Raw genomic sequence first — 20,825 nt, 5'->3', positions numbered from 1 at the left:
GATGTTTTTTTTTATTTTACAAAAATGGAATAGATTTCTGAGTCCTCTATGCTGTTTACAGTCAGAATAACATTCCCGTTTTTCCATATCTTACCTTTGTAATTAGGATTAAAACCTGGTCCGTCATGTTCATAGCCAGTGACATAAATATCGGTTCCGCTGACAAATATATCAGTAGCCAGTGAAGGTAAATTTCCAGAGGTTAATGATGTGATAGCGTTGTTTTTCCAAGCTCTGGCAGTTTGTTTATTTTCAACCATTTGTGAACCGGCTACAAAAACGTTGTTCTCCGTTATAAAAACAGAATTGGCAAATGAATTGTTGCTTTCTGGAGCTAAAGGTGTTTCGGTCCCATTTTTCCATATAGTGGCAATATAATCCACACCGTTTTCTTTGCTTCCAGCTACATAAACATCATTATTGGAAACCATTACAGATCTAGCGCTTGATGGATAGATACTGTTTACTAAATTGGTGGCCACTCCGTTTTTCCACAATACTGCAACAGTATTGAAGGCACCTTTGTAAATTTCACCTGCTACATATACATCGTTGTTATAAACACACACAGAATATGCTATGGTTTTTTCTGTACCGCTTGTTAATGGAGTTGCTATTCCGTTTTTCCAGACCTTTGCAAGGTAATCAGTGCCATCATATTCGAAACCGGCGACATATACATCGTTGCCATAAACATAGATAGATTCTGCAATGGCATTTTTACTTCCGTCTGTTAATGAGGTTGCTACTCCGTTTTTCCAGATTTTGGCAACTCTTTTTGTTCCTTGATCTTCGTAACCGGCAACATAAACATCTTTTCCGTTTACATAAACTGAAAATGCTCTTGAATGACTAGTTCCAAGAAAAGTGGCTTTCCCGTTTTTCCATAAAGTAGCAACATAAGCGTTAGTTCCGTTATACATGTAGCCTACTGCATAAACGGTTGGTTTTTTTGGCGTTGAATCTTCATTGTCTGAGCAGGAAATGAAAAGAACTACAAAAAAGCTGAGCAAAGAAAATAAAAATGTTTTTTTGTGCATGATTGAATTATAGGTAATCTATATTTGGGTTTATTTTTTGCAAACGTAATTCAATCTTTTTGTTTTTTAAATTTGTATTTATTCTTTTTTCACTTAAAGCACTTTCTGTTTTTTGATTAGCTTCCATTCGTTATATGTATCCAAAACCATCGATTTGTTGGAAACAAATTACTTTGAGTAATTTCTAAGTGGATTTTGGCCATAGCCAAGAAGTTAACTTTATTGACCTTTTCGATTTCCATTTTTAAGGTAATCAAATGAAAAAAACTTTTCAATGTTGTTTATTTATTGCGTTTTGTTTGGAATTGCAATACTGGGTTACCTTAAAAAAATGTTGCTTATTCCTTTTCACAACGTTTTTGAATTACCTGCAAAAGGCGGTCTTGGAAATCTTTTAAAATCCAATCGCTCCAGAATTTTCCATAAAAATTCACTCTTGATGTCAATCGGTAGTGTGTTGTTAAAGTTAGTTTTGTTTTCCCTTTACCGTTGGGATTCAGTTCGTAAGCTGCATTTACAAATTCAAAGTAATTGCCATTCAAAACATGCTGATCAAATACTTTTTTTCGGACTGTTTTAGCATCTATTGCAATACCAAACGAGACTTTTTTATTCTCATTATATTCATTAATGGTTTCTATAAATTGTAAACCTCCTTCGAAATGACCGATTCTTTCTCCACCCAAGGCTTTTCGATTAACGGTTGCTCGTTGAGGTGTGGGAATGCCAATTGTATTAAAAAATCCAGAGGGATATTCACTTTTATGAATTGGTTTTACTTCGACAATATGATTCCAAATTGTTGTTGGATTGGCTGCAATTATCGTTTCGCTTTTTATTTGGTAAACTTCCGATGGTGATGTAATTAAATTCTCAAGAGGAGCCAAGATAAACGGAAGGAGTAAGATAGAGTACAAGCGATCTTTTCTCTTTTCTGAATTAATTTGATAGAATATATAAAGTAATGCTCCAATTGTACCTAAAATGAAAAAAGGTGCAGCAAGAAGTAGCATACAGATAAAATCTTCAATACCGAATAAAAACAAGGTCATAAAAAAACAACCGATTGTCAGCCATGGGATAAAAATGATGTTTCTGTAAGCTTTTAGTTTTTCTTTATCGGTAAATAGTAATGGGATGATACCTAATACTGTAGGTATTACAAATAGATATGTTATCGAGGCTAAAGTAGCTTTTTCACCAAAGAGTAATCGGGTAGCAAGTCCATAAACAACTCCAATTACAACTCCAGTAATCAGAAGGCCATACTTTTCTTTTATTTGTTTCATTTTAAAGCAATACAAGTTGTAAATTCGGAAGTATCATCAAGTGAATGTATAGAACCAATGGGTTTATTATTCACAATATAGCTTTGATGAAACTAACTGTAAAGATACTTTTTTAAGTGAGTTGCTTTATCAATAGTTAGCAAAAAAAAGCTAAACATTTCGGTTTAGCTTTGAGAATTGAATCGCGATTTTGAACATTAAGAGCCAGCTATTGGACTCCCAAATAAACCAACTGCCATTTCCATCCAAGTTAATACGAGAAGTACAAGTATAATTCCACACACGATGATTCGGTTTTTTTGTGTGGCTATTTTTCTGATTACGAGTTCACACAGTAAACCTGTACCTAATAATAAGATGCCTGCAATAATAAAATCTGAAAGTGTCCATACGACTTCATTCGTGAATTGCATAGCAATTAAAGGAATTAATAATAGTAGAACTACGGTGACTATAATTCCAATTACTCTTTTGTTTTTCATAAAATTGATTTCTTTAGATTGATAATTAAGTATTTATAGTGCAAATATAAATAACTTTGAAATACAAAGTACTTTTAAGTTAAAATTATTTGTAATTTTGCAGAAATTAGTTGAAACAATATGAAGGATTTTGTAGATAAGGATTCGGTAGTTCGAGCTATTTGGGGGAAAAGCGATACTATACTTTTTATTTTTGCCGGCGCATCTGCTGAATTTGCACTCAACAAAGCAGTCGATTGGTTGTATTTTACAGGGAAATTGCCTTCCGATCCCTTAGGACGTTTGTTTTCTACGGTTAGATATGCCAGATGGATTGTGTTTTCTTCTTCCGAGGAGGCAAATGCAGCAATAGTCAAAATATATACAATTCATTCGGGAGTAGAGGAGAAGCGAGGAGCTTCTATTCCTGATTGGGCTTACAGAGACGTTCTTTTTATGCTCATTCATTATTCAATTGCGGCATATGAACTATTGGAAAGGAAACTAAGCGAATCTGAAAAAGAAGAGGTATACAACGTTTTTTATCGAGTAGGTATTGGAATGGGGTTGAAGGAATTACCGAAAAATTACTTGGATTGGCTTCCGGTTCGGGAGACGCATTTGATTGAAAATCTGGAAGAAAGTTATTATACAACCGATCTTTTTATGCAGTATAGAAAGCATTTGGGAAAGATGAGGTATTGGTTATTGATTGAAGGACAAAAGTTAGTGGTTCCGCAAAGAGTAAAAGAACTAATGCATTTTGGGAATTTTTCAGTACTACGGCTATTCGTTCCTTGTTACAAAATACTACGCTACTTTAAATTGGACTGGTTACTTAAAACGATTTTATTGCCTCCTGCTTATAAAGCTCAAATCTTGGAATTGGATGTAGTATAATTTTTCTTATAAATGGTTTGGGTTTTGCAGTGCAAATTGAAGTAAATTAGGATGGTCTTCAATCGCTTCCTGTTGGATTTTGAAATGTAGCGCTTCCAAAAGTTGAATTGAACTTTGATTCTCTTTATGGGTAAAGGCATTTATTTTTGGGCCTTTTAACGTTGTGAATACATAATTAATAATTGCATTGGCAGCTTCTTTCATTATCCCTTTCTTTTGGTAGGGTTGGGACAACTCAAAACCGATCTCACATTCATTACTGTTTTCAGAAAAGCTGAAAAGACAAATTGTACCTACAAATGTTCCACTATCAGTGAGTGTTATTACCCAATAGATATATTGATTGTTCTGAATACCTTCCGAAATTTTACGAATAAAATCAGTTACATCTTGAAGAGATTTACTAGGTTGCCGATCCAAATACCGATTGATTTCAGCATCGGAACGCAGTTGAAATAGTGCTTGCACATCGTCCAAATGTAATGCTCTGAGTGTAAGTCTTTCAGTAGATAAAACCGGAAAAGGTTGAAAATTTCTAGGAATCATGCTGTGTAATGTATGTTAAACGCGTAGCGAACCACGGAATCCTCTGGCGGCATAGTAAGATTCAGCTCCGTTGTGGTAAAGAAAAACGGTATTGTATCGAAAATCGCAAAATACAGCGCCACCTAGTTTTCGAATAGCTGAAGGTGTATCTATCCAACTTGATGTTTTCGTATCAAAATTACCCAACTGTTGTAAGGTTCTGTATTCTTCTTCGGTCAAAATTGTAATTCCCAATGATTTGGCCATATTAACGGCACTGTCTTTAGGTTTGTTTTCTTTTCGGCTGTCTAAGGCTTCCTGATCGTAGCAAATACTTCTCCTACCCGAAGGGGTTTCAACAGAACAATCAAAAAAGAGAAACTCATCGGATTGGGTATCATAACCAACCACATCGGGTTCGCCACCGGTGGTTTCCATTGCATTAAGTGACCAAAGTTTATCGGAGGAGCTTTCCAGTTTGATTTGAACATCTTCCCATCGAATCGCTTTATGACGGTGCATATTCGTTTCAAATCGGTTTTTCAACGTACTGTACAACACGTTTATTTCTTCTGGTGATAACTCTTTTTTGGTGCTCATTGGTTTGATTTAGTCGATTAATATTAACAAATAACAACTTGAATAAATATTCCAAATTTCCCTAGATGTAAATTTAATCAAAAAAATCCTATAGAGTAATCCAAAATAATAAAACGGAATGAATACCAAAAAAGGAGTTAAAAAACGGATTGCAACGTTTTAAGGTTCAGTTTTTCGTAAAGTTCCAAATGGGTTAAATTCTTTCCAACCCTCATCAAAGGAATAACCAAGTCTTTTTATTGTAATGAACTTTTCTTCGAAAGACAATAGAACCATCGCACATATTTTCTTTCCTTCAGAATTCGTCCATTTTATATTTCGATTGACAACTGTAGTTAGATTTAAATCTTTGGTTTCGATGTTCGTTTTATTGGTCACACTAAACAAAAAAGAATCGCCATTGGCATCTACGATTATTTGTAGCGCCAGTTTACCCTGAAGTTTGGCCAATTGATTTTTGTCTAAATGATCACAAAAGGTTCGCAATAGCGTACTGCTATCGCAGGTAACAATGGGAGCCTTCAATTCAATTGTGAAATAATCGGTAACACAGGGGCCAAGTTGCTCTTCGAATATCTTTTGTGAAAAACTAAAAGTTGTAAATAATAGTAAAAATACGAATGGGTAATTTTTTAATGACATTGGTTAGTCAGTTGAATTTTCGGAATGTTTTTATTTTATTTTAATCGCTTGAATCAGTTTTTTAAATTCAACGATATTGGTTTCGTACTTGGATTGCGCCATTCCATTGAAAAATACCACGATATCATTTTTAATCAAAACAGCCATATAAGCAAGTTTCTCTTCGGATTTATGTTGAAAATAGACTTCAGCTATGAAGCTGTCATAACCATTTATACTTTTCGCGTCGGTAGTTTTTATTTCTTTTTTGATGAAGCCTTGTTGGACTAACTCATTGATCATATTGTCAATCAAACTTTCTTTCTTCATTGTAGTGTCAAATGGATAAGTTGTAATCATCGCAATCGGATCGTTTCCGTAGGATTCTTTTTTTATACCATTTTCAGAAAATATAAACATATTGGCTGATGCTTCAGTAAATTTGAATTTTGATGTGTTCGGATGTATTAAAAAATGACTGGCTGCAAACGGATCAACAACCATTTTCTTGTCATATTTCATAGTTAGTAAGGAATTCTTGATAGTTTGAAATTGTTCATCTCTAAATTGACTAGGATAAAAAGCGTTCACCATTACTGAAAAAGTTGCATCACCAAATACAATTTGTATGCCTTCCATGTTTTGATTCCCAACGATATGAGCAAATTTGGCTTTGAATCCATCTATTGTCAATTCTTTGAAATCTAAAACGGTCACCCCTCTCTTTTCAAATTCCAATCGCGTGTAGGTAGCAGTGTTGGACTCAAAATTACCACCAACCATGTCCATTACTTGAATTATTCCTTTATCGCCACCATCTAATCCGACAAAGTTTTTAGAAGGAGTAAATCCTTTCGGTGGAGAAATTAAAAGACGAGTACCTTTGATGTTGATGTAATCATTTATAGACTGATTCCCATAGCCTAATATACTCATTGAAAATAGGAAAAGTAACAGAAGTTTTGCTTTCATAAATCTAATATGCCTTTAAATAAAGAGTGGTTTTGTACATTGATAATCCCAAGAACCATACCCAAAAGAGGGCAAATATAGGGAAAGAAAAAAGTTTATTCTGCCGAAGAATGACGAAGCTTTACTTTTTCTACCAATTCAAATACTCCAAGTAATACCAAAGCAAGTAGAAAGCCTTGCGCAAAACATAAAAGAATAATCCCCAAAGGAGAATTCCACCAATCGTAATTTGCATGTTCTGATAAATAATCCCGGTGAAATGATACCATAGCAATAGTGAAAAACTCAAGCATAACTCCTACTTTAATCAATAAAAAGACAAACAAGAGGTAGATTCTTTTGGTAGCCAATCTTTCGAAAAGTAAAGACAATGGAAGTAGTGTAGAGCAAAATAGCATCAACCAATAGGAAAACCAGTATGGACCGGTAGCACGAGTCAGAAAAGCGGATTCCTCGGTTGTTACGATTAAACGGTATACATAAAAAAGTAAGGTTACAATCGTATATACGATAACAAACCACCGAATGAAATTAATGACTTCTTTCGTTTTAAACCGATTTTTAAAAAAGACTTCTATTAAAACAAGGGTAAGTAACAGCGGAAACAAACAATAAATAATGTTGATATCTACTATTCTTAGTATTCGGTCGTATAAATCCATTCGGAAATTTGTAAGTGGTGTTAATGGAGAAACTATAATTTTGTAGTCTGATTTTTTTTGAAAACCACTTCAATAACTCCATATTTTCCTTTGTCACCATATTTTTCAATGGCTTGCTTGCTTTTTAGAACCGAAACGGATGCAATGCTTTCAGAATCAAGTTCATCTAATTCTTTTTTGGAAGCTACTTTACCGTCAATAATAATTAAAGGATCGTTGTTTTCCTGAGCATGCACAAAAATTGATGTAGTACTCATTTCCAGTGATGGTAACCATTGAGACGCATGCGCTTCTGTTGTTTTGGAAGATAAAAATGCAACGACTATTAGAAGTACTGCAGTGGATAAATTTTTCATGGTTTTTTAGTTTTTGTTGATTCAAATATACAAATTGGAATCAGGGTAACAAAAAGAATCGCCATCCATGCCAATAATCACTATAATTTTCTTCGAAAGTTTGTAGTTCGTCCGATTTTGGTAAATTCTCTAAAGTCGCAAAAGTATTGTACTCTCTTTCGGTTTCAAATTCCTGTAACTTTCCCGAACCGATATCGTAAATAAAATAGTCATTTTTATAGGTATAGAAGAAACTGTCCAAATTCCCGAATACGGTATTGTTTTCTACTTTAAATCTTGTGAATTCGATGGTATTGGTGTTACTTCTATCTCCAGACAAGTGCGCATATCCATCCCAATTGATGTTGTTGATTGATTTATCCAAACTTATCGGAATTCGAGCACTATCTCCCAAACCGTGGTATCCATAAGGAGTAAATAGATAGCATAATAGAAAACAGGAAATAGAAAACCAAAGACGCTTTTTAGATTGCATCCATTGATCCAATCGAGAAGCGATTTTGTTCTTCAAAAAATAGAGGTATATCCAAAACAAAAGTGTTGCGTAGATATAGCCTAAAATGCCGATTTTTAACAATTCAAATAGAAAGTGACCGAATGATTCCATAGTTTGATGAATCTAGTGATTAGTACTGAAATAGTAGGTTGAGGTTTGAATACTAATTTGAGAACAGGTATTGATTATGCTAAGCTATATAAAATCCAACTTTGAAGTGCTAAAATAGGCTACGGAACCAAAAATCAATTGTGTGAGAAATGGTAGTAGCAATAAGAGGATAGCGATGGGAAATAAATCCATTTAAAAAGGGAGATTGAAATTTTACTTTTTGTTTTTAGAAGCTTTATTTTTCATTTTCCAAATAATAAAAATAAGATTTCAGTGCATAGGAATACCGACTCTGATCCGAAGCCAATGTTTTAAATTCCCGTTTGATCACTTCTGTAAGGAGAGGTTGTAACGGTTTTTTTTCAATTTTGGCACAGTTCAGTTTTACCCAAAGTAATTGGGAAGAATTCGGAAAATCACGTAATGCTTGTGCAAGTTCCGGATCATCAAACCTGTTTTGGTCTGCTTTGCCTAAAAAGTAGCTTATGGCAAAGCGTTCATCTTTGTAATTTGTCCATCCCAATCGGTCAATGGCAGGATCAACTTTGCCTTTTACAGTCGCTTGTAAATAAGCATAAATGTTTAAAATATCGACGTCTTTTGTTTTTTCTGCCAATTGTAGTAATTCATTGCCACGATGCTCATAAAAATCACGTTCGGAAAGTATTTTTTTTAGAAAACATATTCTGAGTAAATCGGAAGTAATTTTTCCATTGGCAGGTAAAGGATAATTACCAATGATAAGCTTATTTTCAGTAAAAAGTGATTGTAATTTGTCGCTCTCGCTACTGGATTTTGAAAGCTTTTTAATTGTCACATAGGCTTGAAGTGTTTTGTAATCAACACCGTTTTGGTCCAACTTATTTTTTGCTAAAAGCAGATCTTCCTTTAAAAAAATCTCTTGAACATTGGAATTCCACCAATCCAATTCCCAAGTCATATCAAGTGAAATTAACGGGTAAAAGGCTTGAAGGTTTCCTTTTTCAATTTCCTTTCGGTAGTTGTTGCGTAATTTTAACTGATCGGCTCTTCCGTAAACGGTTTGAATGGCAAAGTCATAACCAACATGATTGTTGGCATGATTCCCTTTTTTCCAATGTGAAAGTGATTGGTCAACAGATTCCAAATTGATATAACAGTCGGACAACCAAACATGAACTCTGTAATCGTCAGGTTTTGCGCTACGGTATTGTTCATAAAGTTTTGCGGCTTCTGCAAAATCGCCCTTTCTGTGAAGCGCCAAAGCATATTCCAGGATGAAATAAATATTATTGGGATTGGTTGTATACGCTTCTTTTTGCATCCGAAAGGATTGCTCTTTATCAATTTCGTAAAGTATGGTGCCTATAATATACTTTTCATATTCGTTTTTTGCACTTTGAACTAAAGTATGTACACAGGCATCCAAATCGGAATTGACAAGACAACGTTGAAAAGTTGAAATGCTCGATTCCAGTTCTTTTTTGGCTGTTTCAATTTTGTTGCGATTGGTCTCTAAACTTTGCGCATTGCAATGAATTGAAATTACGGTCAATAGTAATAATAAGTAATACTTCATTTGGTAGGCTTATACTGAGAATGATTTAGTAATGAATTATAGGATAGTGAAATTGGGTTGATATTCCGATAAATTTATGGATACTTGTCTTTATGGAAGGCAATAACTTTTTCGGCATACTCCAAAAAATCTTTTTTCATTTGATCCGTCACTCGGGAGAGTTTAAATCGGGAAAAATGTAAATCGGCAATGGCATCTAGTGTAAGTCCTTCAATATAATGCTGCCTGACAATATCTTCAATGATTTCGGATAAAGTCTCTTGATAAATTTCACCTCTTTTTTTAGCCTGTTGATTGCCGCCAATTAACTTCCATTGCTCCATTTTTGAAAGGCTAATTGTAAGATAACTGGAATCGACGGGTAGGGTAGTAAGCGTAGCTTCATGCACTTTACCTTTGCCACTGCAATACGCACATTTGCCCGGAAGCCAATGCAATTCTTTGTTTAGACGTTGTATGTCATTCAAATCGACATGGCCTTTTCCGAGACATCTCGGACATACAACTGTCGGTTTTTTGAAAATGCGTTGAAATAAATTCATAATAGATTTTGAGTAATGTTCGGTAGTATCGAACTCTCAGCAAAGGTAACTAAATGTAATTTAAAAGAATGTTTTTGAATTACTCCAATTTGAAACCCACTACCGATTCATAATCAAAAAAGAGAATCAATTCTTTTTCCTTTTTGAGTTGAGAAAGAGCAATTTCAAATTCCAAAGTAGTGTCAGTGGATGTCGCTAGTACATCGTAGTATTTTCCACCGCTTAGATAAGCTACGTTCTCTACTTTTTTCGGTGTTGCAAATCGGAATTTTATTTTTTGGTTTGAAGCTTTCTTCAAAATGCCATTTGTTGGTTCCAGGAGCTTGAAATCAAAATTATAATAAACAGGACCGTTAGAAAATTCCTGTTGTCCTATTTTTTCTTGTAAAAGAGTATCAGCATAACGTTCTGGATAATGCTTTTTGATAAACAAATAGGGGTCGCTAAAAAAATAAATAAAGTTGAGGTTTTTTTCAAAGCGGTTACTATAGGTTCCTGCACCCCAAGTGACATCAATTAAGTATTCCTTGTTTTCAACTGTAACTATGTTCCAGGCGTGATCCGGATAGAATTTTTCCCCAATATCATTAATACTCGTTTTTCCATCACCAGATACAACTCTTGACGTAATTTTTAATTCGTCACAAATAACTTTAAATAGTGCAGAATAGCCTTGACAGACGGCTTTCTTTTTAGATAATACTCTTGATGCAAGTGCGACTTCACTTTTTTGTAAAAGGAGTTCCATTTCTGCTTTGCTCTTATATTCAAATTGATATCCTTTGGATTCGGCAAAGTCATAGACTACATTATTTGCAATCCATGTATATACCGCTCTCACTTTTTCATAGTCGTTCGTAAAATCAGCATTAATTCGTTGTGCTAATTTTTGGGTGGAGCTGAAATGCTTAGGGTAGTTTAAAACCAAAGCGTCCACTTTTTTATAGTCTTGAGCCCAGCAAAATGAGGTTACAATAGCAAAGAGTAATAGAAATAAAGTGTTTTTTTTCATAATTTGGGTCGCATTTTTAGCTTACTAACCGGAAAGAAGCTCTCTTTTCGGAAATGATGAAGCCATAAAAAGCGCACATAAATCGTGCCAGACAAATGATTGAATTTGAACTTTGTTTTTTTATTTAGTACCAAAGTTGTGAACTTTAAATAAAGTTTTGGTGTTCAAAATACCGGCAAATTGACAATACAATCTATTAAGTATCTGTTCCTATTTCATCCCATTCTTCACCATAAAAAGTAACCCAATTGATGGCATAGTGTCTTTCCATTATAACACTCAAAATTAAATTTGCAGGCATCGGCTGATTGTTTAGACTGGCGTCTCTTGTAGCCCAATGAAGTCTATAGGTCAAATCCGAAGCATCAAGAAGTTCACTTGTAGGTCGAATTATTGCATTTTCAATATATGCTTTGGAATCTGAAAATAATTCGGGTATTCGAGATACAATATCCTCTATTTCTATTTGTTCTGTGGGTAATTTTAGTTTGTCAACTTTACAGATGGTCCATAGTAACATCCATATCGCTTCCGAACGCCAAAAAATATTTATGATTTCCTGTTCGGTTAGTACTTCCTTTTCAAATAATTCTTTTTCTTCTGGTGATACTTTCTCCCAAAGAGAATTCGATTTTAAAAAGGCAATAACATTTTCCCTTTCGTCTTCAATTTCGGAAGCAAAACCCAAATAAACCAATACTAAAATTCGTTCCGCAATTTCTTGTGCGCTTCTTAATCTTACATCGCTTTCTTCTTCAATATACGGTAAATGTTCAAGTATTGGAATATTCAATGCCTTTAAATAGCTCTCATTTTGTTTTTTTCTTTGATAAGCCGTTTTTGGAGAATCCGCTTTAATGGTTTTTTTAAAAATGTCAAACAGTCGCATTGAGAATGAGTATGATTTTATAAGTTTTGGCTAAAATTGGCAAACTTTTCTTTGGTTTATATTTGTATTAAACAAAATGTGAGGATAAATTTATCCCATTTTACCATTGGATAATCTTGAAAAAAGCAAAAATAATAAAATCATTGTAAAATGATTCCTACCAAGCGATTTCTCAGTATTGGAATGTTTTAGGATTGTGTAACATACCATTGTTATTGATAGGGAATATACATTTCTAATCGGTGTAGTTGCGAGAGCGAATAGAGGAACCAATACTAACTTTAATGGGCTTTCTATTTTTCAATAATTTGTCCAATTATAGGAGTTACTAACAGAATTGAATTTAAAAAGGTTGTTGCATCTTCAAGTACTGTGATTAATGCAATATTGTCATTTTCTTCCATTATTATGTCTTGGCCAGGCCTGCCAAATCGACCTCCCAGCTCAATTATTTTGGTGGTGATTTCTATTTCATGATATCGAAATCTAATGAAAATGTTCTTTTTCAGAATATCTTCTTTATTGGATAGGGGTTTACCTGAAATGTATTTTCCGCTTAAAACTCTTCCGACTTTGATTTCAATTAGCTCGTGTATTTCAAATGTTCCGAGTAGTTTCATTGGTGTATTTAGGAAAGATTATTGTAGATACAATGAGTTAAGTTTTTGCTGGTAAAAATACTAAATTATGCTTTGTGAATTTATAAACAATGAAAAGGAAGAATGTTTTTTGCTTGTAGGTTTTCATCTTCCTTTTAAGGTGAAAATTTAAGTTGCGAAATGTCTTTTATTAAATTAATCAAAGTTTTAGAGCGCATTTGGAAACACTATAATGAATGCAACGAGTTACGAACATGTAATGGATACTGTTGGGTAACGTTGCGCTTTCAAAAAGCCTATTGTCAATAAGCAAATCTCTTTTTCCTCAGACGAACAGTTGTTCTCGATATAATACTCCAAATAAGTAGATTCGTCCGATTGGGTCAACCTATCAGGAGTTCCCAAAGTTGCCGTAATGGATTCCAATGTTTGACTTTCAAGTTTCAATTCCGTTAATAAAACCTGTGTTTTTTCAACAGTTCGAATGCCTTTACACGCTTTCTTATCCATTTTCCATGCATTAAGATAGTTGGATTCTTTGCTATTGCATGCAAAAAGAAGGAGGAATACAAGGCCATTTAAAATCAAATGCTTTTTTTTCATTTCAAGGGATTTATAAAGTGGAATAACTGTGGTGTTAGAAATTGATCGTTTTGTAATAATAAACTAGAAGAGGAGTGCCCAAAAGCAATATGCTTTCTATTCATAAGTAAATAAGTGAACAATATCTTTGTCTTCTGGTTGCGTATGATAGCGAACTGGATAATGGTTCTTTAGTTTTGACAGACTATCCATAAGATATTGAAATTCTTTTGGGCTACGGTTATCAATCCAATCCTGTTTGGCTTTTCTATATGCCTTTTTTATGTCTTGTGAAACCAAAAGCGTTTCTTGGGAAAGAAACTCCTGCTGAGCCATCAATTCACCGTTTTTGTATAATTTTAAAAAGCCATCGCAAGTTGTTCCACCACAATCTGCACCTGGAACTAAGAGAAACCCAAACGGATTTTCCTTTAAAACGTTTTCATCGTCGATAACAAATAGTGTTTTTTCGGCTTCATTCTGAACAACCATTAACCAATCACCTTCATCAAAGTTGCTGTTGTTTAAAATAGCCTTGTCTTCATCGTTGCAACCCGAAAGGGAAAATAGAATTAAAAAACCGGATAAAATTGTTTTTCGGATTCCCATCTCAGTTGGTTTGGTGTCGTTTAAAACTAGTGTAAGTAGCCAATTTGTTATTACATATTTTTCTTTAGTAAAGCACAATCGATGCTTAGGAGTCATTTTTAGTATTTTACTTTTAAATCAATAAATGTTTGGCCAAAGCAAGATCAGTTGAAGTCGCTTTGGTAATAGTCAAAAAATAATGCAGTTGCCAATTTTGTGTTTTTACAGCTTGTTTATTTGTCGCAATGTCCCACGGTGGATACACTCTTATTCCACGTTTTCCTTCTTTGCCATTATTGGTGATGATTCCATGTTCAATTAATACGGATTTCGGAAAAATAAATTGTCCAAAGTTGTCACCGCTTCGGGAGTTGATAATTATAAAATCCAGTGAATCAGTACTCTCGAATGGTGCCGTAATTCCTTCCTTGGTTCGTTTCCAAATTGTAACAAACTGTCCAGTTTTGGTAGGTGTAATTTTAGAAACACGAAATTGAATTATTTTTCCGTCAAGTTCAAACGAGCTGGCAGCGTACTCTATACTTTCTAAGTTGGCTTTCCAATTTTTAAAATGAAAACCACAGGGATCAAAAACAAATTCTTTCGCTAGTAGTAGATCGGATGGCATTGTATTTAGGCTTGTCAAAGGGATTTTTTTGGTCATTGTTTTATCGATATTTTCTGTAGTACCATTCGTTTGGAGACAATAAAGGAGCCTTACTTTTGATGCTCGATTTGATGCTCTGATTTTTCAAAAATCTCCGCACAACCTTCATCGCAATAATAGTCGTAGTTGTTCGTAACCGGAACGAATGAGATTCTTTTGGGGTTGTTGTTTTCAAAGAAAATACGATAAAACAGCTCTTTTTTGGGAAATACTATGTGAAGACGATTCTCATTTAACTCGTAAGTTCCAATAATGTTGAAGCCATCTTTTATAACAGTATCGGATTCAAAAATAAAGATCCGTCCCTTTTCTATTTTTAGAACATAATCTGTAGCGCCATTATTGCCATGGTATTCTTTTTCTTGCCATTTTCCAATTAATGAAAAATCAGCATGCTGAGCGATACCAAGGGAAGTGAAAAATAGGGCAATGTTAAATAGAATTATTTTTTTCATGATATAGTATGCTGTATGCTACGAAAGCCTTTTCAACAGAGACAAAATCAAAGATACTAAAAAACACTTCCTAAAATGACTGAGTTGAATTTCAAAAAATCCTATTGACTAGCCACTTTAATCGAATGATGTTACGAATTTAGAAATCAAAATTTTGCCAAGGTTTTCATCTTTGTAACACAAGACAGCTGTAAAAAGATGGTCGTTAATATAGGCAGTGTAAACTTCTTGAGTTAATATTAGTTGATTTGTTTGGGGATTGATGAGATGGACTTTTAAGTTGTAAAAATTGTGTATACCCAGTTTTAAGTTATTTTTTTGTATATCAATTTTGAATCCGTTTCGAGTATATGTTTCAGTAATAAGTTTACTAGAGAAATTTTTATGTTCTTCTAATGAAATTCTTTGTGTTCCTTCTAGTGACTGATATGTAGCATTAAAAGTAGTATACTTTTCTTTTTCAAACCCTATTAAATGGACAATTTCGTTGGATTTAATTTTTTTATAACTAGAGTTTTCTTTGATAGCAGTAATACCTTGGTCTTCTAATTGTTTTATTCTTTCTTGTGTAGAGATAGTAAACTCTGATGGAATTTCTATAGACCATTTAAATAAATTGCATTTAAATTTTCCGTTTTCTATTTTCCCATAATCTCGTGTTGAATCAGAAGTTTTGGAATTTGAATTGGATGAAGATATTGGGTGATTACTTTTTTGAGAAAAAATAGAATTTATTGAAATGAATAATATAGTTAAGAAGAATTGGTGTTTCATTTGTGATTATTTAATTAATAAAAAACCTTATGTTTTCTGTTTTTTAGATTCAAAAAACATTCCCATTGAAATGAAGTTAATTTTAAAATTGTCTTGATTAACTCATCAACCCCATTTTTTTAAAACGTTGTTAGGTTAAATATTAGTTGGCTATGTAATAAAAATAAGTGTCATTTATTTTTTTAAACTTCAAAATTTGGAATAGAAAGTTATCTTCTTCCATTTTTCCCTCTTGATTAAAATAAAACCCGTAGGAATTATCAGTAAAACCATCAACTAAGTAAAAGATACCTTTGTTTGTTTTTTTTGCTGAATAAATATTCAATTCTTTGAGTAAATCTAAAATCTTAATTTGATTTTTTGAATAACTTTCTTTTAAATAACTCTCCACTTTATTTGAAATAGGAAATGGAGAATTTGAAGAAATAGAATACCCCCAATATTGATTGTTTTCTTTATAAAGATTATCAACTCTTTGTAGATTTTTTTGGGATAAGAATATTTCATTTTTACTTTCCAAAATATGCTTTGTTAGTTCGTCAAATTTTTTTAAGTTTTGGTTTAGGAAATTTCCATAGGAATTTGTTTCCTTAATTGCTTTGTTTAAAAATTGATTTGGTTTTTCAATCGCATCCTGTTGGGTTACTTCATATTTACTTGAAAATGCACCCCAAATGAAATTCGGAACCTCACTTGCACGATGAATAGTATCTAAAACCCAAACAGTTTCTCTTTTTAAAGGCCTTATGTCCCATTTAGAAAATGGTTTCGTGTTGGATAGAAAATCGTCTAATGAAATAGATCCTTTTTCAGTTGATGCTATTAAAAAATCAAATATTTCAAGGTCATATTTCTTATCCCTTTCAGGAAACTCTTGTCCATATCCAATTGAGGTTACGAAAAAAATAAAATAGAAGATAATAAGTCGTTGTTTTTTCATTTTATTTAAAGTTGTTTTTTATTACAGCCATTGGCTGGGGCAGTTTTTTAAATTAAAAAATTATTTCAGAATAAAACGTAGAAAGTAATACAAACTCACAATAGTGCAAACATAAGTTTGTATTTCGGGCGTTTTAGTTTATGTACTCTAATTTTGTGGTGTCAATACCTTTAATGAGTAACCACAAACATAGAGATAATTCGCCTATCAAAATTGGAAGAGCAAGATAAATGAATAGTGGATTAGCAAATCCTTTAGAGAGAAACATTGTAAAACTATTTATCAAGTAACAGAGCCCCGCTAATGCATAAGCTACTCCAATAATTACAGGTATTGCCTTAGTTTTGACAATGATATATCCCATTAAGATGCAATATAATCCAAAGAATACTAAACCAATACCATAACCCTGTGATTGAATATGTAAAGACAAAAGCGAAAGTGTGGCTAATTGGTTAGGTTGAAAAGTAGTCAGATAAGTGTCATTGCTTAACAATAACAAAGGTGTAATTTGATTCAATAGATTGATGGCAATAATAGCCGTTTGAATAATAACTAATGCTAAAGCAATTTGCAGAATAATTTTATTTGACTTTTTAAAGAAGTAATAGAGTATCAATATTGTGGGTATTCCAGCTACAAAATTGACAAGATCAGCCACAAAACCCAAACGATAAAGCATTTCATTTGTTTGAATATTATGTGCCGTTGTTAAAGCATCGTTTGCGACTCTCAATGATTGTCGAACAAAAACTTCAGAAAATAATCCTGTTGCTATTACAATTAAATAGCAAAAGCCTGCTATTCGGGCTAAATTTTTATCTGATATCATTTAATCGTCGGTTGATATAATTGTGGTTTTCATACTTAAGTTACCAGTTTTTTTAGCCTGATTCCTAACCTCTCGCCGGTTTGATTCCACAGCGGCTGCGTGAGCGATTATTTTTTTACTAAGATAGATTTTCCAGCGGAAAATCGAACTTGATTTTTATTGATTAGTAGCTATTGTGCCAAACCGCTGTTGGTCGTAGTTCTATTTCGTAGATTTAGAAAAATAGTCATTAAGGATCTTTTCCAATTCTTCAATATTGGAATACATATATTTGTACAATATTATCTTTTTGTCCTTAATTGCAATGCTTTTTCTTTTAACGTTATTGTTGGAACTTTTTTAAAGTATTGATAAACACTATAAAATCCAATTCCGTGCATAAACAAACTTGTTGCAATTAAAATTTCTAAACCTTTTCTAGTTTGGTTTTCTTCAAGAATGCGATAAATTTTATATGCGAAAGGAAAACTCCCAATCAAGCAGATTACACATATAATTATTATCTGAATGTAAAAATTCGTGAAGTTTCTTTTGATTTGTATCATTCTGTAATCTAACGTAATGATGGTTTGAAAATTTGGATTTGATTTTACTTTCCGGCGGCTTGCTCGCAGTGGCTTGCCTTGGCGATGACCATTACAAAAATAGACAAACGAATTGAAAATCCGCAGGATTTTCCAAACCAGCCTAAACAAGCCATTGAAGCAAACCACTGTTGTGCGATCGCTTTTATTTATTTTTGGATTCGTCAAATTCTATAATTGCATCATCAATACCAACCAATCTAAATTCAGAAACTTGATGATAGTTTGTATTATCAATTGATAATTTTTCAAACTCATTTTGAGCAATTCTTAAATAGATTCTCTTTGGTGAAACATTTCTATTGATTAAGAAATCAGTTACTATGAACTTATTTTGGTAAACTTTTCCATTATATTCTTGTTCAATTATCGTTTCAAAAGTTAGTTTTTCAAAGCTTATAATTTTGTCGTTTTTTGAAATAGGTTTCCATAATATTCGTTCAATTTTTCCAGCTTTATTTTTTTCAACTTTATATTTCAAATTTTCATTCAAATCATAGGCTGAAACTTGTTTTAATATTTTACTGAAACTAGGTAAGCTTAGCATTTTTTCAGTTTTATTATTATAAACATGTCCGTGTTCGCTTTGATTTTTATATTCGTTACTAATTTTTAAACAAATCTCTTTAAATTCGGTTTTGAACTTAGTTGTATCTTTATTTTGGATTTTTATAAACGAACACAATAATAAAAAGTATACAGGAAATAATAAGTGTTCTATTTTAAATTTCATATATACTTTTAATTTTTAAATATTAATGTTTCTATTGCCTTCTGTTTTACGAAAGTGTCGCACAACGTCCCGCCGGCTTTAAGAAGTTGGGGATTTTTATTCCCAAACCATTCCATTAGGACTGAAGTCAAATATATAAAATTACCTTTAAATTTCGCCTAAAACCCCAATTTCATAAAACCGCTGTTGTGTGCTGGCTTTATTCCTTTTCCCAATGCTCAATTTTATAATCTAAATAAGTTGAATCTTTTGATATTCTAAGGACAAGAGTTTTGATTTCAACAGGATCAATATCCCAACCAAAATCTTTCATAATTTCATATTGCATTGTGTTGGGTTCTGTATCTTCATAATTTTCAGGTTCACCTAATAAATTGATTATTTTGTCATAAGACATTCCTTTGTGTAAATAATTTTTAATTATGTCGTCGACCATTTGTTCACGATTTGTATAAAAACCATCTATTCTTTCTTCCCACCCAGCTTTATTAAACTTTTTGTCTCTTGAATCACAAGAAAAAGAAATGCTAATGATTATGAAAATAATGATACCTAATAAAATGAAACATCCTACTTTTTTACGTTTATCATCTTTTCTAATTTCTTCTATATGTTTTTTTGCAGATTCTTCTTTTAGAAAATATCCACGCCAAGCATTTTCGGGAAGTGAAAGCCACCAGATTGTTTTACAATTTTCACAATTATAGACATATTGAAAATCATTTAAGTATTCTTGTTGAGAATTGTCTATTTTCAAGAATTTGTTTTTTAAATCAAAATCTTTTTCAAACTCTTTAAATTCTATTTCGCTTCTGAATTTGTAGATGTTATTTTCAAAACATTTTTCGCACATAATTTTCAAGTACTGTTTTTCCAAGCTTGCACACAACGTTTTGCGGCTTGGCGCAGTAGCGACTGCGTGGAACGCTTATTTTCTTGCTAAGATAAGATTTCTTTGCGGAAAATAGGCGAGTAGTTAAGATAAAAATAGCTATTGTGCCAAACCGCTGTTATATGCAGGTTTTTTATTCATTGCTAAAACTATATTCATCTCCGGAACCATTTAAACACGGCACAAAAAAACTTTTCGGCAAGCCATTTCCAAAATTAATAGTATAATCTTTTCTATTACAATCTTCTGCTTTTGTCCAACAAAGAAATTTGTTTTGAATTATTTTTTCAGGTAGTCCATAAGGCATTCCAGCATAATATTTTCCGACAAATTGATTTTTCATGTTATAGATTTTGATATTACTAGTTCCATGACACATATCTGTACCTGTTGTGAACACAAAAAAGGAATTCAATATTTTGTATTGCTTTCCGTTTTTAGTTTTAATTATCCCTAAATATTTAATTTCCGAAACATTACAGCTTTTCTTTTTTGTCAAGTCATACGAATAAACTTTTCCAATGGCATTGTTTTCCAAAGCTAATTTTTCAAATTTTAATAGTTGCTTTAACTCATCTTCTGATTTGTCAAATGCAGAAAATGAACTTAGAAAAACTATGCTGATTAATAAGACTATGATTTTACTTGTCGAGTTCATAAACTTGCATATAACTTGTTTATATGTATTGTTTTATCATACATATCCTTCCAAAAGGGCAGGATAGGTACAGTTAGTACAATACGCATTCAAATATACTACATTTCATAAATTATCAAACGGATTTTTAATTTGTTGTAAACTATGCGTACTCACATGCGTATAGATCTCGGTAGTTTTACTGCTGCTATGCCCAAGCAACTCCTGTATGTAACGGATATCGGTACCGCTTTCTAATAAATGCGTGGCATAACTGTGGCGAAGCCAATGCAAACTAACCGGTTTCTTAATTTTTGATCGGTAAAGCGCTTGTTTCATAACACTTTGCAAACTCTGTTCGGAGTATTGCTTCTGCTCAATACCTTCAAACAACCATTGTTTTGGTTTGTGCAATTGATAATACATCCGCAACAGTGCTATAATCTTGACGGAAAGTGGTGTAATCGGGTCTTTTTTTCCTTTCGATTGTCGGATAGTCAGAATATTT

Annotated in this window: 27 protein-coding genes; 1 reads left to right on the top strand and 26 read right to left on the bottom strand. The window is 32.8% G+C overall.

Features of this window, described 5'->3' with window-relative positions; all coding sequences use genetic code 11:
• Positions 1-11 precede the first annotated feature (11 nt).
• The 3 genes from ACS8MM_RS03915 to ACS8MM_RS03905 all read right to left on the bottom strand — a co-directional run bounded on the left by ACS8MM_RS03915 (position 12) and on the right by ACS8MM_RS03905 (position 2,811).
• Positions 12-1,040: a hypothetical protein gene (locus ACS8MM_RS03915; protein WP_379713235.1), complete on the bottom strand. Its 1,029-nt coding sequence runs from the start codon at positions 1,038-1,040 to the stop codon at positions 12-14.
• 338 nt (positions 1,041-1,378) lie between these two features.
• Positions 1,379-2,329, bottom strand: coding sequence for a hypothetical protein (locus ACS8MM_RS03910; protein WP_379713233.1), 951 nt, complete (start codon positions 2,327-2,329; stop codon positions 1,379-1,381).
• Positions 2,330-2,526: 197 nt separating this feature from the next.
• Complete coding sequence (locus ACS8MM_RS03905) at positions 2,527-2,811, bottom strand: hypothetical protein (RefSeq protein ID WP_379713231.1); 285 nt, start codon at positions 2,809-2,811, stop codon at positions 2,527-2,529.
• Positions 2,812-2,931: 120 nt separating this feature from the next.
• Between ACS8MM_RS03905 and ACS8MM_RS03900 the strand changes: the two genes are divergently transcribed.
• Positions 2,932-3,690, top strand: coding sequence for an oxygenase MpaB family protein (locus ACS8MM_RS03900; RefSeq protein WP_379713229.1), 759 nt, complete (start codon positions 2,932-2,934; stop codon positions 3,688-3,690).
• 6 nt (positions 3,691-3,696) lie between these two features.
• Here the strand turns inward: ACS8MM_RS03900 and ACS8MM_RS03895 are convergent, their stop codons facing one another.
• The 23 genes from ACS8MM_RS03895 to ACS8MM_RS03785 all read right to left on the bottom strand — a co-directional run.
• A complete protein-coding gene (locus ACS8MM_RS03895; protein WP_379713227.1) occupies positions 3,697-4,236 on the bottom strand; it encodes a GNAT family N-acetyltransferase in 540 nt (179 codons plus the stop codon).
• 15 nt (positions 4,237-4,251) lie between these two features.
• On the bottom strand, positions 4,252-4,815 hold the full coding sequence (locus ACS8MM_RS03890) for a DUF4256 domain-containing protein (RefSeq protein WP_379713225.1): 564 nt from the start codon (positions 4,813-4,815) through the stop codon (positions 4,252-4,254).
• A gap of 159 nt (positions 4,816-4,974) precedes the next feature.
• Complete coding sequence (locus ACS8MM_RS03885; protein ID WP_379713223.1) at positions 4,975-5,457, bottom strand: hypothetical protein; 483 nt, start codon at positions 5,455-5,457, stop codon at positions 4,975-4,977.
• Between the two features lie 30 nt (positions 5,458-5,487).
• On the bottom strand, positions 5,488-6,408 hold the full coding sequence (locus ACS8MM_RS03880; RefSeq protein ID WP_379713221.1) for a hypothetical protein: 921 nt from the start codon (positions 6,406-6,408) through the stop codon (positions 5,488-5,490).
• A gap of 95 nt (positions 6,409-6,503) precedes the next feature.
• Entirely contained in the window at positions 6,504-7,070 is a 567-nt protein-coding gene (locus tag ACS8MM_RS03875; protein WP_379713219.1) for a hypothetical protein, read from the bottom strand.
• A 32-nt stretch (positions 7,071-7,102) separates the two neighbouring features.
• Positions 7,103-7,426: a hypothetical protein gene (locus tag ACS8MM_RS03870; protein ID WP_379713217.1), complete on the bottom strand. Its 324-nt coding sequence runs from the start codon at positions 7,424-7,426 to the stop codon at positions 7,103-7,105.
• Between the two features lie 40 nt (positions 7,427-7,466).
• Positions 7,467-8,033, bottom strand: coding sequence for a hypothetical protein (locus ACS8MM_RS03865; protein ID WP_379713215.1), 567 nt, complete (start codon positions 8,031-8,033; stop codon positions 7,467-7,469).
• Between the two features lie 235 nt (positions 8,034-8,268).
• A complete protein-coding gene (locus ACS8MM_RS03860) occupies positions 8,269-9,591 on the bottom strand; it encodes a tetratricopeptide repeat protein (RefSeq protein ID WP_379713213.1) in 1,323 nt (440 codons plus the stop codon).
• 74 nt (positions 9,592-9,665) lie between these two features.
• Positions 9,666-10,133 (bottom strand): hypothetical protein, encoded by a 468-nt coding sequence (locus ACS8MM_RS03855; protein ID WP_379713211.1) that lies wholly within the window; start codon positions 10,131-10,133, stop codon positions 9,666-9,668.
• Positions 10,134-10,212: 79 nt separating this feature from the next.
• On the bottom strand, positions 10,213-11,145 hold the full coding sequence (locus tag ACS8MM_RS03850) for a transglutaminase domain-containing protein (RefSeq protein ID WP_379713209.1): 933 nt from the start codon (positions 11,143-11,145) through the stop codon (positions 10,213-10,215).
• Between the two features lie 196 nt (positions 11,146-11,341).
• Positions 11,342-12,034 (bottom strand): DUF4272 domain-containing protein, encoded by a 693-nt coding sequence (locus tag ACS8MM_RS03845; RefSeq protein WP_379713207.1) that lies wholly within the window; start codon positions 12,032-12,034, stop codon positions 11,342-11,344.
• Positions 12,035-12,327: 293 nt separating this feature from the next.
• The gene (locus tag ACS8MM_RS03840; RefSeq protein WP_379713205.1) at positions 12,328-12,654 is read right to left on the bottom strand and encodes a hypothetical protein; all 327 of its coding nucleotides are present in this window, start codon (positions 12,652-12,654) and stop codon (positions 12,328-12,330) included.
• 225 nt (positions 12,655-12,879) lie between these two features.
• Entirely contained in the window at positions 12,880-13,236 is a 357-nt protein-coding gene (locus tag ACS8MM_RS03835) for a hypothetical protein (RefSeq protein ID WP_379713203.1), read from the bottom strand.
• Between the two features lie 96 nt (positions 13,237-13,332).
• Complete coding sequence (locus tag ACS8MM_RS03830) at positions 13,333-13,920, bottom strand: hypothetical protein (protein WP_379713201.1); 588 nt, start codon at positions 13,918-13,920, stop codon at positions 13,333-13,335.
• A 16-nt stretch (positions 13,921-13,936) separates the two neighbouring features.
• Positions 13,937-14,467 carry a MepB family protein gene (locus tag ACS8MM_RS03825; RefSeq protein WP_379713199.1) on the bottom strand — a complete coding sequence of 177 codons (531 nt, stop codon included), beginning with the start codon at positions 14,465-14,467 and terminating at the stop codon, positions 13,937-13,939.
• Positions 14,468-14,520: 53 nt separating this feature from the next.
• A complete protein-coding gene (locus ACS8MM_RS03820) occupies positions 14,521-14,925 on the bottom strand; it encodes a hypothetical protein (protein ID WP_379713197.1) in 405 nt (134 codons plus the stop codon).
• Between the two features lie 117 nt (positions 14,926-15,042).
• Positions 15,043-15,699, bottom strand: coding sequence for a hypothetical protein (locus tag ACS8MM_RS03815; RefSeq protein ID WP_379713195.1), 657 nt, complete (start codon positions 15,697-15,699; stop codon positions 15,043-15,045).
• A gap of 142 nt (positions 15,700-15,841) precedes the next feature.
• Positions 15,842-16,639 (bottom strand): hypothetical protein, encoded by a 798-nt coding sequence (locus ACS8MM_RS03810; protein WP_379713193.1) that lies wholly within the window; start codon positions 16,637-16,639, stop codon positions 15,842-15,844.
• Between the two features lie 133 nt (positions 16,640-16,772).
• Positions 16,773-17,471 (bottom strand): DUF4386 domain-containing protein, encoded by a 699-nt coding sequence (locus ACS8MM_RS03805; RefSeq protein WP_379713192.1) that lies wholly within the window; start codon positions 17,469-17,471, stop codon positions 16,773-16,775.
• Between the two features lie 729 nt (positions 17,472-18,200).
• A complete protein-coding gene (locus tag ACS8MM_RS03800; protein ID WP_379713190.1) occupies positions 18,201-18,788 on the bottom strand; it encodes a hypothetical protein in 588 nt (195 codons plus the stop codon).
• A 199-nt stretch (positions 18,789-18,987) separates the two neighbouring features.
• The gene (locus ACS8MM_RS03795) at positions 18,988-19,665 is read right to left on the bottom strand and encodes a hypothetical protein (RefSeq protein WP_379713188.1); all 678 of its coding nucleotides are present in this window, start codon (positions 19,663-19,665) and stop codon (positions 18,988-18,990) included.
• A gap of 148 nt (positions 19,666-19,813) precedes the next feature.
• Positions 19,814-20,338, bottom strand: a complete 525-nt coding sequence (locus ACS8MM_RS03790; RefSeq protein WP_379713186.1) for a hypothetical protein — start codon at positions 20,336-20,338, stop codon at positions 19,814-19,816.
• A gap of 105 nt (positions 20,339-20,443) precedes the next feature.
• On the bottom strand, positions 20,444-20,825 hold a 382-nt coding region (locus tag ACS8MM_RS03785), incomplete at its 5' end, for a tyrosine-type recombinase/integrase (protein ID WP_379713184.1).

Origin of the sequence: Flavobacterium sp. MAHUQ-57 (genome assembly GCF_051908335.1) — a bacterium.
Lineage (GTDB): Bacteria > Bacteroidota > Bacteroidia > Flavobacteriales > Flavobacteriaceae > Flavobacterium.
Note: the sequence above shows the minus strand (reverse complement) of the source record. Positions and strands in the feature narration are given on the sequence as shown.

What these genes read in the sequence shown, in the direction of transcription:
- ACS8MM_RS03790 (WP_379713186.1), bottom strand. Translation starts at nt 20,338, where the DNA reads ATGAACTCGACAAGTAAAATCATAGTCTTATTAATCAGCATAGTTTTT.
- ACS8MM_RS03890 (WP_379713225.1), bottom strand. Translation starts at nt 4,815, where the DNA reads ATGAGCACCAAAAAAGAGTTATCACCAGAAGAAATAAACGTGTTGTAC.
- ACS8MM_RS03875 (WP_379713219.1), bottom strand. Translation starts at nt 7,070, where the DNA reads ATGGATTTATACGACCGAATACTAAGAATAGTAGATATCAACATTATT.
- ACS8MM_RS03915 (WP_379713235.1), bottom strand. Translation starts at nt 1,040, where the DNA reads ATGCACAAAAAAACATTTTTATTTTCTTTGCTCAGCTTTTTTGTAGTT.
- ACS8MM_RS03830 (WP_379713201.1), bottom strand. Translation starts at nt 13,920, where the DNA reads ATGACTCCTAAGCATCGATTGTGCTTTACTAAAGAAAAATATGTAATA.
- ACS8MM_RS03870 (WP_379713217.1), bottom strand. Translation starts at nt 7,426, where the DNA reads ATGAAAAATTTATCCACTGCAGTACTTCTAATAGTCGTTGCATTTTTA.
- ACS8MM_RS03800 (WP_379713190.1), bottom strand. Translation starts at nt 18,788, where the DNA reads ATGAAATTTAAAATAGAACACTTATTATTTCCTGTATACTTTTTATTA.
- ACS8MM_RS03885 (WP_379713223.1), bottom strand. Translation starts at nt 5,457, where the DNA reads ATGTCATTAAAAAATTACCCATTCGTATTTTTACTATTATTTACAACT.
- ACS8MM_RS03805 (WP_379713192.1), bottom strand. Translation starts at nt 17,471, where the DNA reads ATGATATCAGATAAAAATTTAGCCCGAATAGCAGGCTTTTGCTATTTA.
- ACS8MM_RS03860 (WP_379713213.1), bottom strand. Translation starts at nt 9,591, where the DNA reads ATGAAGTATTACTTATTATTACTATTGACCGTAATTTCAATTCATTGC.
- ACS8MM_RS03820 (WP_379713197.1), bottom strand. Translation starts at nt 14,925, where the DNA reads ATGAAAAAAATAATTCTATTTAACATTGCCCTATTTTTCACTTCCCTT.
- ACS8MM_RS03845 (WP_379713207.1), bottom strand. Translation starts at nt 12,034, where the DNA reads ATGCGACTGTTTGACATTTTTAAAAAAACCATTAAAGCGGATTCTCCA.
- ACS8MM_RS03895 (WP_379713227.1), bottom strand. Translation starts at nt 4,236, where the DNA reads ATGATTCCTAGAAATTTTCAACCTTTTCCGGTTTTATCTACTGAAAGA.
- ACS8MM_RS03880 (WP_379713221.1), bottom strand. Translation starts at nt 6,408, where the DNA reads ATGAAAGCAAAACTTCTGTTACTTTTCCTATTTTCAATGAGTATATTA.
- ACS8MM_RS03905 (WP_379713231.1), bottom strand. Translation starts at nt 2,811, where the DNA reads ATGAAAAACAAAAGAGTAATTGGAATTATAGTCACCGTAGTTCTACTA.
- ACS8MM_RS03840 (WP_379713205.1), bottom strand. Translation starts at nt 12,654, where the DNA reads ATGAAACTACTCGGAACATTTGAAATACACGAGCTAATTGAAATCAAA.
- ACS8MM_RS03865 (WP_379713215.1), bottom strand. Translation starts at nt 8,033, where the DNA reads ATGGAATCATTCGGTCACTTTCTATTTGAATTGTTAAAAATCGGCATT.
- ACS8MM_RS03855 (WP_379713211.1), bottom strand. Translation starts at nt 10,133, where the DNA reads ATGAATTTATTTCAACGCATTTTCAAAAAACCGACAGTTGTATGTCCG.
- ACS8MM_RS03815 (WP_379713195.1), bottom strand. Translation starts at nt 15,699, where the DNA reads ATGAAACACCAATTCTTCTTAACTATATTATTCATTTCAATAAATTCT.
- ACS8MM_RS03825 (WP_379713199.1), bottom strand. Translation starts at nt 14,467, where the DNA reads ATGACCAAAAAAATCCCTTTGACAAGCCTAAATACAATGCCATCCGAT.
- ACS8MM_RS03850 (WP_379713209.1), bottom strand. Translation starts at nt 11,145, where the DNA reads ATGAAAAAAAACACTTTATTTCTATTACTCTTTGCTATTGTAACCTCA.
- ACS8MM_RS03835 (WP_379713203.1), bottom strand. Translation starts at nt 13,236, where the DNA reads ATGAAAAAAAAGCATTTGATTTTAAATGGCCTTGTATTCCTCCTTCTT.
- ACS8MM_RS03900 (WP_379713229.1), top strand. Translation starts at nt 2,932, where the DNA reads ATGAAGGATTTTGTAGATAAGGATTCGGTAGTTCGAGCTATTTGGGGG.
- ACS8MM_RS03810 (WP_379713193.1), bottom strand. Translation starts at nt 16,639, where the DNA reads ATGAAAAAACAACGACTTATTATCTTCTATTTTATTTTTTTCGTAACC.
- ACS8MM_RS03910 (WP_379713233.1), bottom strand. Translation starts at nt 2,329, where the DNA reads ATGAAACAAATAAAAGAAAAGTATGGCCTTCTGATTACTGGAGTTGTA.